Genomic DNA, 13,751 nt, shown 5'->3' with positions numbered 1-13,751 from the left:
CCGCCATCGGCGTATTCACCTTCCTGATGCTGCTCAGCGCCCTCGCCGACCGCGTCACCCAATAAACCAAGCATTCAATCGCTGCGCCCTGCGCGGCAAGGAACAGTCATGTCCGCTCAAAGCGTGGCGCCGGTGGCGCACGACCGAAACCTCCACATTCTTCCGCACGCGGCAACCAGCACCAGCGCTCTGGTGTTGGACGGCGACAGCCTGGACAAGATGATGCGCCTAGCCGAAGTCATGGCCACCGGCCGCGCCACGCTGCCGAAGCACTTCAACGGCAACCCGGCGGATTGTCTGGCGGTCGTCATGCAATCGATGCAGTGGAAGATGAACCCGTTCGCCGTGGCGCAGAAAACGCACCTGGTCAACGGCGTTCTGGGCTACGAGGCCCAGCTAGTCAACGCGGTGATCACCACCTGCGCACCGGTGCTGGATCGCCTGCACTACGAGTGGTTCGGCGCGTGGGAGAAGGTGATCGGCCAGTTCACCATCAAGAACGGTGACAAAGGCGAGTATCGCGTCCCGGGCTGGAAGCTGGAGGATGAGCAAGGACTGGGCGTAAAGGTTTGGGCGACCTTCAGGGGCGAAGAAGAGCCTCGCGTCCTTGAGCTGCTGCTGGCCCAGGCCCGCACCCGCAACAGCACACTCTGGGCAGACGATCCTCGCCAGCAACTGGCCTACCTGGCCACCAAGCGCTGGTCACGCCTCTACTGCCCGGACGTGATCCTCGGCGTGTACAGCCCGGACGAGTTGGAAGAAACCGCGCCCACCATTCGCGACGTATCACCGCCGAGGTGCTCGGCACCAGCAGAACTTCCGCCCTACCCCGACGAGAAGCTCGCGGAAAACCTGCCCAAATGGCAAACAGCAGTCGACGCCGGACGCTCCGCCCCTGATCACCTGATCGCAACCGTCAGCAGCAAATTCACCCTGAGCGTAGAGCAGATCGCCAAGATCAAAGCGCTCGCGCCGATTGAAGGAGACCACGAATGAAAATCCACAACGTCGCTCAGGGCTCCGAAGCCTGGCACGCGCTCCGCGCCGACTACTTCACCGCCTCCGAAGCACCGGCAATGATGGGCGCATCGAAACAGATGAAGCGCACCGAACTGCTGCACGCGAAGAAGACCGGTCTCGACCGCGACGTATCGTGGTGGGTGCAGAAAAACCTGTTCGATAAAGGCCACGAAGCGGAAGCTCTGGCCCGCCCCATACTCGAGGCGCGTATCGGCGAAGATCTGTTTCCGGTAGTCGGCACCGAAGGTGATCTGCTCGCATCCCTCGATGGCTGCACGATCCTTGGCGATGTGCTTTTCGAACACAAGATGTGGAATGAGCAGCTCGCTGCTGACGTTCGCGCCGGCAGCCTCGACCCGCACTACTACTGGCAGCTCGAACAGCAACTGCTGGTGAGCGGCGCAGAGAAAGTAATTTTCGTCTGCTCCGACGGCACCGAGGAAAACTTCGTGTCGATGGAATACGCACCGGTGCCGGGCCGCGCCGCAACGCTCGTCGCAGGTTGGAAACAGTTCCAGGCTGACCTGCAGGATTTCACTCCCGCCGAGGTGGTGCCGGAAGCCGTTGGCAAAACGCCGGAGTCATTGCCAGCGCTGCGCATCGAAGTGACTGGCATGGTCACCGCCAGCAACCTGGAGCAGTTCAAAGCCCACTCGTTGGCTGTCTTCGGCTCGATCAACACCGAGCTGGAGACCGATCAGGATTTCGCCGACGCCGAAAAAACGGTCAAGTGGTGCGGCGATGTCGAAGAGCGTCTGGAAGCTGCCAAGCAGCACGCCTTGAGCCAAACCGAAAGCATTGATGCGCTGTTCCGCACCATCGACGAGATCAGCGCAGAGGCCCGCGCCAAGCGTCTGATGCTCGACAAACTGGTGAAGGCTCGCAAGCTCAGCATCCGTGAAGACATCGTCATGGATGCAGCCAAGGCGCTGCAGGTCCACATCGACCAGATCAACGCTTCACTGGGCGGTAAAGCGCGTATTCCAGCGGTGCCTGCAGATTTCGCCGGAGCCATCAAAGGCAAAAAGACGATCAGCAGCCTGCGTGACTCTGCCGATTCCGAGCTGGCTCGGGCAAAGATTGCCGCCAGCCAGATCGGGGACAACATCCGGAGTAACTTGGCCAGCCTGGACGAGCTTGCCGCCGACTACCTCTTCCTGTTCAACGACGTTCAGCATCTGGTGATAAAAGCGAATGACGACCTGGTCGCGCTGATCAAGGTTCGCATCACTGAACATCAGAAGGCCGAGGAGCAGAAAGCCGAAGCGCAGCGGGAGCAGATCCGCCAGCAGGAGCTGAAGCGAATCGCGGACGAGGCGAAAGCCAACGCACCGATCGAGCCCGCGCCAGTTGCAAGCCCGGCACCGGTGACAGTCGCTGCACCAGTTCAGTCTGCGTCGAAGCCGGCGACCACAACCGCAGCGCCGATAAACCTGCAGGCCGAAGTGTTCGATCTGGAAGCGTTGATCCACGCCGTCGCCGGTGGGCATGCCCCGATTTCGGTGCTGACTGTGGACTGGGAGAAGCTCGACGCGATGGTCGCCACTCAAGGAGCCAAGTTCAGCATTGCCGGCGTGAAGCTGGTGAAGGTAGCAGCGTGAGACGAAACATCAACCGGGCGGCCACGCGCCGCCGACAGACCTGGCTGGACTTGCCGGCCAGCGGAATTGAAGAGGTAGGCCATGGCCAAGAGCAACGCTCAATTGCAGAAGGACAAGCGCGCCAAGGAGAAGGCGTTGCTCGAGCGAATCGGCGCCGAGAAGCGCTCACTGATTGTATCGAAAGCGCTTGATGATGCCCTTCAGGTGTTGGGTGATCGACACGGCTTTGAGGAATGGCAGGAAACGGTCTCCAGCTTCATCATCAACCTGGCCGCCGCATCCGCCGACGAATCTGAACGCTTCGCCAGCATGTCGCGACCAAAAATCGTCATTAAGGAAAAATGGTCGCGTCAACTTGATGAATTCTCAGCGTCAGGTGTTGAATCAAGATAGCCTTATGGATCTTCTCGGTAAGAGTGTTGATGATACCCATTCATCATTACTGCAATGTAAAAATCGTTAAATACCGACCTGAACTCAGAAGTCATTCCTCTGTATCCATGTCTTGCCTCCACGAAGGAAAATTTTGAAAGACTAAATATCACAGCAGACATCACTTTAAGAATTTCTTCGTAGTTATCAACACTTACACCGGAAGGAATTCTATTATCCATAAAAAACTGCTTAGTATTAGGTTTGATAAGTGTGTACTTCATGAATCCAGTAAGCATCATATAGTCACCTATCCATGTCTCGATCTCTCGATAACCAAAGAGCGAGGGCCGGCATGCGATATCTGCAAGCCTGTCGAGGCCCTGTTTCCATGCGACCACCTCACCAGACGCTTTCTCGCTAAAGGCAAGAGCTGGATCGCGGTTAGATGGGAACATTGAATCATACAGTTCCTGCCTACGATAGAAAGTCACTCCCTGATCAGCCTCAATATCGTCAAGCCACTCGTAAAATGATTCAAGATGCATCTTATACATCTGCCATCTGATGGAGGCCGCACTATCAGTGGATTGCTTATTCGCAATACTCGCTGCCCGCCACGCAGCAAAGGCAGCGATAGCAGCAGCGATGGCTGAAACACCGCCAACTACATCAGCGACGCCAACTTCTTTCTTCCAAATGAATTCCGGAAGCATATTGAAGTAAACGCCACCTGCTAAAAACAAACCAACACACCCGAACCAGATAAACCAATCCCTTTTCAAGTCCTTCTCCTCATCAATATCAACCCAGTGATTATGCCGAAGCAATACGCCGACGGCGAGGATCCCCTATGTCCGCACAACAGAAGAAACACCCCTTCGATTTCAAAACTCAATACGGACTCGGCTTCAGCACTCAGGATGATGAGATCGTTGTCGACTTCTTCTGCGGTGGTGGGGGCGCCGGTACCGGGCTGGAGATGGGCCTGGGCCGCGCGGTGAACGTAGCGAAGAACCACAGCGCTGCGGCGATCAGCATGCACACCGTGAATCACCCGGGAGCCGTGCACTACACCACCGACGTGTTCGACGGTGATCCGGACACCGAGTGCGGTGGCAAGGCCGTGGGTTGGTTCCACATGTCGCCGGACTGCACGCACCACAGCCAGGCTGCAGGCGGACAGCCGCGCAAGCGCGAGATCCGCAATCTGTCCTGGATCGGCCTGAAGTGGGCCGGCAAGAAGAAGCCCCGGGTTATCAGCCTGGAGAACGTGAAACAGATCCTCCAGTGGGGGCCGCTGATCGCGAAGCGCTGCAAGTCCACCGGCCGCATCGTGAAGCTGGGCGGCGGTGTCGCTGCACCTGGCGAAGTGGTTCCGGTGAGCCAGCAGTTTCTGGTACCGGACCCGGCACGCCGTGGGCAGACCTGGGCCGTGTTCGTCGCCGAGCTGCAGCGCCTGGGCTACGCCGTCGAATGGCGGGTCATCAAAGCCTGCGACGTCGGCGCACCGACCAGTCGGGAGCGGCTGTTCATGATCGCCCGCTGCGACGGACAGCCGATTGTGTGGCCAGAGCCGACCCACGCGAAGAACCCAGCCAAGGGCCAGCAGAAGTGGCGCACCGCCGCCGAGTGCATCGACTGGACCATACCGAGCAAAAGCATCTTCAACCGGGCAAAACCGCTGGCACCGGCCACCCTTCGTCGAATCGCCAAGGGCATGAAGAGGTTCGTTATCGATGCCGCCGACCCGTTCATTGTGCCGATCGCGAACTGGTCGGGAGAAAGCGTCCAGTCCGCAAACGAGCCGCTGCGCACCGTGACGTCATGGCCGCGCGGCGGATCCTTTGCCATGGCCAGCCCGATCATCGCGCCAGCCACGCACCAGGGCAGCGATCGGATCAACGACCCTCACGCCCCGCTGCCGACGGTCACCTGCGCGAATCGTGGCGAGCTGACGCTGATCAGTCCGGTGATGGTCGGCGCCGGTGGACCGGCGTACAGCGGCAAACCGGCGTCAGCCGATCAGCCAGTCGGCACGCTGATGACCCAGAACCACCGCGCACTCGCGGCGGCGCACCTGGTGAAGTTCCGGTTCTCGGACGAAGGAAAGGCGCTCGACGAGCCGCTGCCGACCATCACCAGTGGCGGCAACTACCAGCGCCCGGTCGGCGCCGCCCACGCCATGGGTATCTCCACAGTGTTCATGGCCCAGATGAATGGCGGATTCAACACCACGACCGCCAAAAGCATCGAGGACCCGATGACCACGGTTACCAACACCGGCAGCCAGCAGCAACTGGTGACCGCGAACCTGGTGCACCTGCGCGGCAACTGCGATGCGCGGGACGCCGCCGATCCGCTGCATACGATCAGCGCCGGCGGCACTCACCACGGGCTGGTCACCGCTTTCATGGAGCGTCAGTTCGGCGGAAGCGTTGGCCAAGGCGTGGACGAACCGGCGCCGACCATTACCGCCGGTGGTGGCGGCAAGAGCTCGCTGGTCGAGCTTCAACTCTCGCCGGAAGTTGAAGCCGGAGCGCTGCGGGTCGCGGCATTCCTGATCAGCTACTACGGCACCGAGAACGTGAGCGCCACCGACGCGCCAGCGCCCACGATCACTACCAAGGATCGGCTCGGCCTGGTCACCGTCACTATCAAGGGCACTCCATACGTGATCGTCGACATCTGCCTGCGGATGCTGCAACCGGCTGAGCTGTACAAGGCTCAGGGCTTCCCCGACGACTACATCATCAGCCACGGTGCCGACGGCAAGCCTTTTACCAAGACTCAGCAGGTGCACATGTGCGGTAACAGCGTTAGCCCACCGCCGATGGCTGCCTTGGCGAGGGCCAACGATCCCTGGAGAGTTGTTGAAAACAATGCAGTAGCTGCCTAACCCCTTATCAGGTTGTGCTGCTTTGCTGCAAACGTTGAAAGGTTCGGTACATCACCTGTTGCCCGATTGGTAGCAATCCAAATCCTTGTCGCCTCAACATCAAGGTGCTGTTTATTTGCATCCAGCTCGGCCAGAAGAGTTCCAGATATCCGATACCGGCCGCATCCGCTGCAGTTCCAATCCCGATAATCGCCAAGTGGAGCGATGTCCTCAGCCGGTTCATTGCAAATTCGACATGCCATTTTCTGCACTCCTTGTGAATGACCAATCAACTGTAGCTGATCCCTCACCACCCTCCACCGCCCGGGCATGCCCGGCAAGGACTCTCCACTACAACTTTCTGCTCGCACCGACCATCTGCCACTCTTACTCCAGGCATGGGTTTGACCTATGTACATCCTTAAACCCGCCACTAAGACTTACTGTCTGTGGCTTTGCATCTCCCCCTATAAGCATCCCTGACCGTATACATGTAGATGCAAAGATAATTTCGGTTTTATGCACCTGACCATCGACATCTACTGCAGTAATATTTGCGATTAAATGTGCCGCCAGAGGCTTTGGAACACCCGGGGAAACATCAACAACCGAAGTAATGGTGTCGAGCATCCTCATCTCGCCTTTGCCAAGTAAAAATGGTGGGCCTTGCACCAACCCACGGGAGTCTGATGGATAGCTTTTGCCAAGATCATCCCCAAACGAAACAGAAATTTGAACTTGCGATATTAAATACGGCAGATTTCCACCATTGAAAAAAACAAACTTTGCCGAAACTGCCCTCCCACCGTCCTCGGTCATATCACTCTCAACAAGCCTAAACAGCAATGAGTCCTTTGTTTCGACCGTGGAAAAATATGTTAGAACAGAGATAACAAGTGCAACAACGCCAATCAAAGTACCACTGATACCTGTCAGCGCTGTAAACCAAGCAGTTACCGTTTCTCTTCGATGTCTTTTAGACTCACGAATTATTGCGATTGCCGCGTGCTCACCGGCTCTAGACAGACACCATTCACTCTGCTGCGTTATTCCACTTAAAACTTCTTCCCATAACCCTTTATCAGACGAATCAGGCATAGGCATAGATAGGCCTTCGACTAATCTCCTGTAATTTTCAGTAATCAACAATCTTCGATCTTGATTAAGATCTGACATTTCGCAGTAGTAATTGTGATGGAGACCGTGATCATGAGCTTCTTGCGTGTTTGGAGGCCTCCCGGCCCGGATCTTTGCTTCAAGTTCATCAAGCGCCCTGAGCTTCGCCTTGAAAATCCAGGAAGCTGGCAACAACGCCTTTAATTTTTTACGAAACACCATATAAGTCCATTTGTGGTTTTTTTTCACTATAACCGTGAGGTATCCCTATGCCTACAGAAAACAAACCGGCCGAGGCGCTGCCTACATTGGCGACCGGCGCCGCGCTTGATGCTTCGACCTGGACCGACTTCGTTGAGCGCCTCCGCTATCACTGCAACGGCGCCGGCGTTAAATGGCACCACACCGCGGCCGCCATTTTCACCGTGCAGACCAAGCGATTCGATTACGGCTACGAGATCGACTACGCGGAAGGTCGAGTTGTCTGTCTGGAGGATCAGCGGTGGTTCAGTCCGAAAGAATACTGGGAAGACCTCGACGACAAGGAGCGCGCAGAAATCGACCAAGCCCTGATGGCTGATCGGGAATGCGGCTTCATGGATCTGGACGAGGACGATCAGTGGGACTATCTCGCCGAGCTTAACGACCACACCGTCACGGGCTGGAACAAGCGCTGGGAGATCGTGAACAGTCATTTCACCAGGGATGCTGCCGAGGCGTTCATTCGACGCAAGCAGCACGACTACGGCGAAATGCGCGTCTACGTCGAATCGCAGTACTACGCCTGGGAGTTCGAAGCCATCAAGGAAGCGATCCTTGACGGCACGCTGACCTACACACCGAAGCCGGCTATGAATGCCCATGATCTGGTATCGATGGAGATTGCAGGCTTGTCAGAAATTACAGAGGCTCGGTAGATAATGCGCGTCAGTATGTTTCTGCCATTAGAGAGCCCTATCGAGAAATACGCCAGCCGTTAGTAGGGTCTACCACTATCAAGGATTTATCTGTCTTCTGTAATAACAATTTGCCGCTTGCAGAGTCTACTAAGAAATACACATCAGAAATTCCATCTTTATAAGCTTTGAGCATCCCCGCCCTGTCTGGGCTTTGCAGAGTCTCTGCGTACTCACGAGCGTAGGCTTTGGGTAGCTCTACAACTATTCCATATGCGATCATAAACAAAAATATTATCGAAAAAACTTTGAATAGAACATGTTGAAGCGAATCGGGGTGCATATAGTTAGCCGCCTGACAAACCAATGTAGCCAGCATCCACGCCCGCATCCATGGATTTTTGTAGATCCAACTTAGCAAAGAGCCACCAAACTGCTCATAGACTAATGAAATCAGAAACACCAAATAAAACGGATAGCAAACGCACCTCATCAACCACAACAAGTTTTTCTCGCTTACGCTAGGACTTTGCACAATCACAACTAATAGCAGAAGCCCGACAGTTCCATACACTGCATTCCATATACCTCTCGCAACAAACTCAACAAACGTAAAACCGCTTATGAACCATTCAGCGTCAAAAGCATGCAAGTAAGCCGAGCTATAAAAATACCCTGCACAAAAAGCGAAGCCTAAGAAGAAGACAGAGCAACCAGCCAATTTATTTACCAATTCTAAAACTTTAGAAAAATCCCTGCTGGCGTCCATAACACTCCTTACTTCAGAAAACCCGAGAACGCTTATGATCATTGATGATGTCATGACTGACAAGATCACCTTACACGGACTCGGCTTTGTGCAGGTCCAGTTACAGGGCAATCAGCGCCTGCACGTCTGGCACCCTGAGTTACCGCGCCGGTCCTGCTTCGAACACTCGGCGATCCACGATCACCGCTTCGACTTCCAGTCTCGGGTCTTGGTCGGCCAGCAGCGCAATATTGAGTTTCGCTGCGACCCGTCGCCTGCCGGTGCGTACACGCTCTATCTGCATGAAGGCGCGCGTACTGCCTGCGGCGGAAGGCCATGGACGCCTGACGGTCGGGCTCACATGGTCGAAGTCAGCGACGAAACGATCATCGCTGGCCTGACCTACAAACAGCACGCCTACCACTTCCACCGCACCGTGCCGGCCGGCGATGGCAAGGTGGCCACAATCATGCAGAAGCTGATGGAGTACTCGCGCGGAGCCCATTCAAGCTGTGTCGTTGGGATACAGCCTGACGATGAGTTCGACCGATTCCAGTGGTCGCCCGCTCAACTCTGGGAGGTCGTCAGCGATGTGCTGCTCGGCCAGAAGGTGACGCCATGATCTTCGCCCCGCTCTACATGGCCTACTTGATCTACAAGGGGCCGTGGCGATGAATGCGCAAGTTCTCGATCCGTGCAGCGCCAGTCGAATGATGTGGTTCGACAAGGGCGACCAGCGCGCCCTGTTCGGCGACATCCGCGACGAAGAGCACCTACTGTGTGATGGCCGGGTTTTGAAGGTTGAGCCAGACGTAATCATGGACTTCCGCAACCTCCCATTCCCAGATTCCAGCTTCAGCATGGTTGTGTTCGACCCGCCACACTTGGTGCGCGCCGGTCGCGAAAGCTGGCTGCGGTTGAAGTACGGAATCCTCACCGATGACTGGCGCGATGATCTTCGCAAAGGATTTGCCGAGTGCTTCCGGGTGCTGAAGCCGGGCCAGTTTCTGATCTTCAAGTGGAACGAAACGCAGATCAGGGTCAGCGAAATTCTTGCCCTGACCGAAGAGCAGCCGCTGTTTGGCCACAAGTCTGGTAAGCGCGAGAAAACGCACTGGATCACCTTCATGAAGCGACCGGCACCATGAACCGCATGATCAGCGTCCGCACCGAGGAACTGACCGGCCCGGCGCTGGACTGGGTAATCAGCGCGATCGAGGGTGATCAGCAACCCGTCGCGGGCCAGCTGGATCTCTTCGCCCTGCCCGACGCCGAGCAACTGATCACGAAGTACGGCGTCTGGGTCGATGTGGGTCACCGGCACCCGTGGCTGGCCGACGCAACCAATGACCCTTTCAAACGCCAGCCCGGCGAAACCCGAACAATCGCCGTGTTCCGCGCCGTGGTCTTCGCCAAGCGCGGCGCCCCGGTAAAAGTCCCCGCCGAACTCTTCCAGCAGTAACCCCTCCCTCTACTCAACAGCCTGCCGGTGTACGGCGGGCGAGGAATCCCTACATGCCTGAATTGACGTACGACCAGAAGCTGGTGGATTACGCGACCGCGCCGAAAGCCTCGGCCGGCACCATTTGCCAGATCGAGAACGGCAACTTCGTGAAGCACTGGTGCGGCAAGCTGCGCGGCAAGTTCATTCAGATCGGCCCCACCTGGAAGGCCGCGTCCAAGCAGCAGGCAATCGAAAAGGCTCGGGAGTTCCGCGAGCAGTGCCGGGCAGAAGCAAAAGCGAAAGGCTTGTTGCCCGCATAACTCATCACCTTCTGCCGCCCCGCGCGGCACCGCCCACCCGGGCAAGGAAGTGCGCCATGACCATCACGAAGATCATCAAGGGCCCGCACAAGCTGTTCGGCCTCTGGTGGATTACCGCTGACTGCAACGGCACCAAACAGCACATGTCCTTCCGCACCGAACAACAGGCTCGCGCCATCGCCCCAGGGCAGGACAGCGTGCCCCTTCATTAAAACCTTCTGCCGCCGCCGGCGGCGTGGAGAATCTCATGGAAACCGAAATACTCTCCGACGATGAGCTGGCCGAGCTGACTGGCTACAAAGCCAGGGGCTGGCAGCGCCGATGGCTACTCGAACGTGGCTGGACCTTCGTTGAGAGCCGTAGCGGACGCCCGCTTGTTGGCCGTCAATATGTCCGCATGAAGCTTGGCGTGACGCTGCAGGTAGTTCCGCTGATGCCGCCACCAACGGCCGCGCCTGCATGGACTCCAGACATTTCAAAGGTGAGGTGATATGCGACCAAGGAAGACCCAAAACAGAAACCTTCCGCCCCGCATGTACGTCAGGCAGAGGGTTCGCCAGAACGGAAGCATCTGGGTCAGTTATTACTATCTCAACACGCAGGGAAAGGAGGTCTCGCTCGGTGGAGATCTGAACCTGGCACGCCTCAAATGGGCAGAGCTTGAGGCAAAGGACAAGCCTCTGGATCTATGCATCATGCGCGCAATTTTTGATCGGTACGAACGCGACATCATTCCCAAAAAAGGAGAGCGCACACAAAAGGACAACCGGGCAGAGTTGCGCCAGCTTCGTCCTTACTTTGACGAAGCACCGATCGACGCGATCACCCCCGCACAGATCGCCCAATATCGCGATGCCCGAAGCGCAAAGGTACGTGCAAACCGAGAAATCGCCACGTTGTCCCACGTCTTCAACATGGCGCGTGAATGGGGGCTCACCGTAAGGGAGAACCCGTGCCAAGGCATCAGAAAAAACAAGGAAAAGCCGCGAGACTTCTACGCAAATGATGCGGTTTGGAATGCGGTGTACAAGAAAGCTTGCCAAGAGCTCCAGACCGCAATGGATCTAGCGTATCTGAGCGGTCAGAGACCGGCTGATGTGTTGGTCATGAGGAAAGATGAAATTGAGGGTGGCGCACTTAGTGTCGTGCAGAACAAGACCCACAAGAAGCTTCGGATCTTGCTCGAGGTGGAGGGGCGCGAAACAGAATTTGGCGTGTTGATTCGAGGAATTCAAGCGCGGAACGAGAGACACAGTTCGCCGTACCTGATTCTGACTGACGAAGGACGAAGGGTGACCACGTCAATGCTTCGGCACAGGTGGGATGATGCCAGGGAGGAGGCGGCAAAAGCCGCCACGGAGATGGGTGACGCAGTTCTAGCGAGCAAAATCCGTCAGTTCCAGTTCCGCGATATTCGACCAAAAGCGGCGTCGGAAATCACCAGCATCGAAGACGCAAGCCTTCTGCTGGGTCATACCAAAGGCGACATAACAGAGCGGGTATATCGACGCGTCGGTGCCGTTGCCAAGCCTACAAAATGAGTCGAAATCAGTTCCAAAACTAAACGTCGGAGCCTTATGGTTTGCGGCCTGTAGAGGCTCCGTTAAGTGTCCGTTTTCGGACGCCTAATAGCCCCAAAGCCACGGTCTGTATGTCTTTTTATAACGGTCTTGAAAACCGTCGACTGTAACAGGTCCATGAGTTCGAATCCCATCGCCTCCGCCATATTTGATACGACAAAGCCCTGATTATTCAGGGCTTTGTCGTTTCTGGCGTACCAGAAATTCTGCTGACCTCAGGATCTGTTCCATCACTATTCTGGACGCGTTCCATAACTGGCAGCTTTCCCTCTTCACCGACGCCCTGCCAACCGAAAAACTCCCCCGCTACACCGGTTTCGTCCACAGTCCGGCTCTGAGCCCAGTTGGCACTGAATCAGGCGCTGGATCGCGTCGAAGTGGCGTAAGCGGTCGGTTGCTGTAGAAGCAGTCGATTGCTGCTTCTACTGCCATTTACCAAAACCAATACGGCAAGAACTTCGGCGTGGGCTCGATCATCAGTTCCAGGTGATAAGTGATGGGATTGAAGAAAAACATATCCAGAATCAAGAACGCCCCTACCCCGAACGACAGCGTCATGAACTCGCGATAAGGATGTTCGGAGAAGTACTCGCGTCTGGCGTTGTAGAAGCTCAACAGCGCAATCAACCCCAGTCCTGCGCCCAGGTAGTTAGGTTGCAACGCAACTTCGGCAAAGTTGTTGTAGACCAGCACCGACACCAGCATCCCCAGCCCCAGTACGGGCAACTTCAGGCAAAAGTTCAACAGGCCTTTTTGGGCGCGTACGAAGGCGGCTTCCTTGCTGACAAAGAGGTAGGCGGCCAGCAGTGAAATGGCCGGGGTGATTGCCAGGATGTAACGTGCTTTCTTGGAGCTCGGGATTGTGAACAGCACCAGCAGCACTAACAGCCACCCGGTCAGATAGAGCAGCAGGTCGATGTCTTTATCGCGGGTCGAGCGGAAGAACAGTTTGTACTTCTTAAGAATCACGTTGATGGCGTAAAACACCGTGAAGCCGTAGGTAAACAGGCCTGCGGAGAAGTAGAAGTAATAGCGCGGCGCGTGATCGGAGCCGAAGCGTCCAATGCCTTGCATGTTCAACACTTCTTCCAGAAACGGTTGTCCCCCTTGCAGGTAGGCTGCCCAGGCCAGCAGCACAACCCCGGCGGCCAGAATCAGGCCCGAGAGAAATGAAAACAGCAGCAACATGCGCCATTGACGGCTCAGGAAGTAGTAAGCCCCGATGACACAGGCGGGCCCGATCAATCCGATAGGCCCACGAAACGCAAAGCCCAGCGCCAACGCGACGAACAGGAACACCAGGCGACGCGGATCCTTTTTCAACTCGGCCGAATAGGCCACGTAGAAGCAGATCAACGTAAACAGGGCCGGATAGATATCCAGTGCCAGTGAGTTCACACCGTCCAGAAAGGCCCAGGTCAACAGACTGAAAAGCACGCCGTATGCGCCCCACTTCTTGCTGTGCAAAGCCCCGAGCCTATAAATGAACACCAGCATCAGCGACGCGGCAATGCAGGAAGGCAGGCCCATTGAAAGTATGGAAACACGGCCGAACGGCAAGGAAACCAGATAGACCAACAAGGTATTCAGGACCGTGTAGTCGGGATAAGGCTTGAGGTCGTCGGCAATAGGAAACAGCGTGACGCCGTGCAGCAACATGTACTCGGCAAAGTCGACAAAGCGTGTTGTGTAGTTGAGGACAGCAGGTTTGTACTGCAACACCATGAACACGGCCAGTGTCATGAAGAAAATGCTCAGGCATGGATTTCTTGCAAT

General features: G+C 56.3%; 16 protein-coding genes. 12 read left to right on the top strand and 4 right to left on the bottom strand.

Annotated features, from left to right (window positions below; genetic code table 11):
• Positions 1 to 108: 108 nt before the first annotated feature.
• The 3 genes from M5B44_RS13525 to M5B44_RS13515 all read left to right on the top strand — a co-directional run bounded on the left by M5B44_RS13525 (position 109) and on the right by M5B44_RS13515 (position 3,014).
• The gene (locus M5B44_RS13525) at positions 109 to 996 is read left to right on the top strand and encodes a RecT family recombinase (RefSeq protein ID WP_248739468.1); all 888 of its coding nucleotides are present in this window, start codon (positions 109 to 111) and stop codon (positions 994 to 996) included.
• Entirely contained in the window at positions 993 to 2,621 is a 1,629-nt protein-coding gene (locus M5B44_RS13520; RefSeq protein ID WP_248739467.1) for a YqaJ viral recombinase family protein, read from the top strand. Before M5B44_RS13525 ends, M5B44_RS13520 begins: the two co-directional genes overlap by 4 nt.
• A gap of 81 nt (positions 2,622 to 2,702) precedes the next feature.
• Complete coding sequence (locus tag M5B44_RS13515; protein ID WP_248739466.1) at positions 2,703 to 3,014, top strand: hypothetical protein; 312 nt, start codon at positions 2,703 to 2,705, stop codon at positions 3,012 to 3,014.
• A 2-nt stretch (positions 3,015 to 3,016) separates the two neighbouring features.
• On the opposite strand, the gene M5B44_RS13510 is transcribed toward M5B44_RS13515, so the two are convergent.
• Positions 3,017 to 3,778: a hypothetical protein gene (locus M5B44_RS13510; RefSeq protein ID WP_248739465.1), complete on the bottom strand. Its 762-nt coding sequence runs from the start codon at positions 3,776 to 3,778 to the stop codon at positions 3,017 to 3,019.
• A gap of 68 nt (positions 3,779 to 3,846) precedes the next feature.
• On the opposite strand from M5B44_RS13510, the gene M5B44_RS13505 reads away from it, so the two are divergent.
• Positions 3,847 to 5,892 carry a DNA cytosine methyltransferase gene (locus tag M5B44_RS13505; RefSeq protein WP_248739464.1) on the top strand — a complete coding sequence of 682 codons (2,046 nt, stop codon included), beginning with the start codon at positions 3,847 to 3,849 and terminating at the stop codon, positions 5,890 to 5,892.
• Between the two features lie 366 nt (positions 5,893 to 6,258).
• Here M5B44_RS13505 and M5B44_RS13500 read toward each other — a convergent pair whose 3' ends face one another.
• Positions 6,259 to 7,206, bottom strand: a complete 948-nt coding sequence (locus M5B44_RS13500) for a hypothetical protein (RefSeq protein WP_248739463.1) — start codon at positions 7,204 to 7,206, stop codon at positions 6,259 to 6,261.
• Positions 7,207 to 7,256: 50 nt separating this feature from the next.
• Here M5B44_RS13500 and M5B44_RS13495 point away from each other — a divergent pair, with 50 nt between their 5' ends.
• Entirely contained in the window at positions 7,257 to 7,904 is a 648-nt protein-coding gene (locus tag M5B44_RS13495; RefSeq protein WP_248739462.1) for a hypothetical protein, read from the top strand.
• 37 nt (positions 7,905 to 7,941) lie between these two features.
• Here the strand turns inward: M5B44_RS13495 and M5B44_RS13490 are convergent, their stop codons facing one another.
• Positions 7,942 to 8,652: a hypothetical protein gene (locus M5B44_RS13490; protein WP_248739461.1), complete on the bottom strand. Its 711-nt coding sequence runs from the start codon at positions 8,650 to 8,652 to the stop codon at positions 7,942 to 7,944.
• Positions 8,653 to 8,686: 34 nt separating this feature from the next.
• On the opposite strand from M5B44_RS13490, the gene M5B44_RS13485 reads away from it, so the two are divergent.
• From M5B44_RS13485 to M5B44_RS13455, 7 genes are read left to right on the top strand one after another with little or no spacing between them, the layout of a single operon-like run.
• A complete protein-coding gene (locus tag M5B44_RS13485) occupies positions 8,687 to 9,253 on the top strand; it encodes a hypothetical protein (protein ID WP_248739460.1) in 567 nt (188 codons plus the stop codon).
• Positions 9,254 to 9,302: 49 nt separating this feature from the next.
• Positions 9,303 to 9,779, top strand: coding sequence for a class I SAM-dependent methyltransferase (locus M5B44_RS13480; RefSeq protein ID WP_248739459.1), 477 nt, complete (start codon positions 9,303 to 9,305; stop codon positions 9,777 to 9,779).
• On the top strand, positions 9,776 to 10,093 hold the full coding sequence (locus M5B44_RS13475; protein ID WP_248739458.1) for a hypothetical protein: 318 nt from the start codon (positions 9,776 to 9,778) through the stop codon (positions 10,091 to 10,093). The genes M5B44_RS13480 and M5B44_RS13475 overlap by 4 nt, the downstream gene beginning before the upstream one ends.
• A gap of 53 nt (positions 10,094 to 10,146) precedes the next feature.
• A complete protein-coding gene (locus tag M5B44_RS13470; RefSeq protein WP_248739457.1) occupies positions 10,147 to 10,395 on the top strand; it encodes a hypothetical protein in 249 nt (82 codons plus the stop codon).
• A gap of 56 nt (positions 10,396 to 10,451) precedes the next feature.
• Positions 10,452 to 10,607: a hypothetical protein gene (locus tag M5B44_RS13465; RefSeq protein WP_248739456.1), complete on the top strand. Its 156-nt coding sequence runs from the start codon at positions 10,452 to 10,454 to the stop codon at positions 10,605 to 10,607.
• A 35-nt stretch (positions 10,608 to 10,642) separates the two neighbouring features.
• Positions 10,643 to 10,885, top strand: coding sequence for a DUF4224 domain-containing protein (locus tag M5B44_RS13460; protein WP_248739455.1), 243 nt, complete (start codon positions 10,643 to 10,645; stop codon positions 10,883 to 10,885).
• Between the two features lies 1 nt (position 10,886).
• Positions 10,887 to 11,936, top strand: coding sequence for a tyrosine-type recombinase/integrase (locus M5B44_RS13455; RefSeq protein WP_248739454.1), 1,050 nt, complete (start codon positions 10,887 to 10,889; stop codon positions 11,934 to 11,936).
• A 471-nt stretch (positions 11,937 to 12,407) separates the two neighbouring features.
• On the opposite strand, the gene M5B44_RS13450 is transcribed toward M5B44_RS13455, so the two are convergent.
• On the bottom strand, positions 12,408 to 13,718 hold the full coding sequence (locus tag M5B44_RS13450; protein ID WP_412546973.1) for an ArnT family glycosyltransferase: 1,311 nt from the start codon (positions 13,716 to 13,718) through the stop codon (positions 12,408 to 12,410).
• Positions 13,719 to 13,751: the final 33 nt, after the last annotated feature.

Source organism: Pseudomonas sp. MWU12-2029 (genome assembly GCF_023242425.1).
GTDB classification, from domain to species: domain Bacteria; phylum Pseudomonadota; class Gammaproteobacteria; order Pseudomonadales; family Pseudomonadaceae; genus Aquipseudomonas; species Aquipseudomonas kribbensis.
Note: the sequence above shows the minus strand (reverse complement) of the source record. Positions and strands in the feature narration are given on the sequence as shown.

Excerpts from the sequence above, each read along its gene's own strand:
- M5B44_RS13525 (WP_248739468.1), top strand. The coding sequence starts at position 109 with ATGTCCGCTCAAAGCGTGGCGCCGGTGGCGCACGACCGAAACCTCCAC.
- M5B44_RS13520 (WP_248739467.1), top strand. The coding sequence starts at position 993 with ATGAAAATCCACAACGTCGCTCAGGGCTCCGAAGCCTGGCACGCGCTC.
- M5B44_RS13515 (WP_248739466.1), top strand. The coding sequence starts at position 2,703 with ATGGCCAAGAGCAACGCTCAATTGCAGAAGGACAAGCGCGCCAAGGAG.
- M5B44_RS13505 (WP_248739464.1), top strand. The coding sequence starts at position 3,847 with ATGTCCGCACAACAGAAGAAACACCCCTTCGATTTCAAAACTCAATAC.
- M5B44_RS13495 (WP_248739462.1), top strand. The coding sequence starts at position 7,257 with ATGCCTACAGAAAACAAACCGGCCGAGGCGCTGCCTACATTGGCGACC.
- M5B44_RS13490 (WP_248739461.1), bottom strand. The coding sequence starts at position 8,652 with ATGGACGCCAGCAGGGATTTTTCTAAAGTTTTAGAATTGGTAAATAAA.
- M5B44_RS13485 (WP_248739460.1), top strand. The coding sequence starts at position 8,687 with ATGATCATTGATGATGTCATGACTGACAAGATCACCTTACACGGACTC.
- M5B44_RS13480 (WP_248739459.1), top strand. The coding sequence starts at position 9,303 with ATGAATGCGCAAGTTCTCGATCCGTGCAGCGCCAGTCGAATGATGTGG.
- M5B44_RS13475 (WP_248739458.1), top strand. The coding sequence starts at position 9,776 with ATGAACCGCATGATCAGCGTCCGCACCGAGGAACTGACCGGCCCGGCG.
- M5B44_RS13470 (WP_248739457.1), top strand. The coding sequence starts at position 10,147 with ATGCCTGAATTGACGTACGACCAGAAGCTGGTGGATTACGCGACCGCG.
- M5B44_RS13465 (WP_248739456.1), top strand. The coding sequence starts at position 10,452 with ATGACCATCACGAAGATCATCAAGGGCCCGCACAAGCTGTTCGGCCTC.
- M5B44_RS13460 (WP_248739455.1), top strand. The coding sequence starts at position 10,643 with ATGGAAACCGAAATACTCTCCGACGATGAGCTGGCCGAGCTGACTGGC.
- M5B44_RS13455 (WP_248739454.1), top strand. The coding sequence starts at position 10,887 with ATGCGACCAAGGAAGACCCAAAACAGAAACCTTCCGCCCCGCATGTAC.
- M5B44_RS13450 (WP_412546973.1), bottom strand. The coding sequence starts at position 13,718 with ATGACACTGGCCGTGTTCATGGTGTTGCAGTACAAACCTGCTGTCCTC.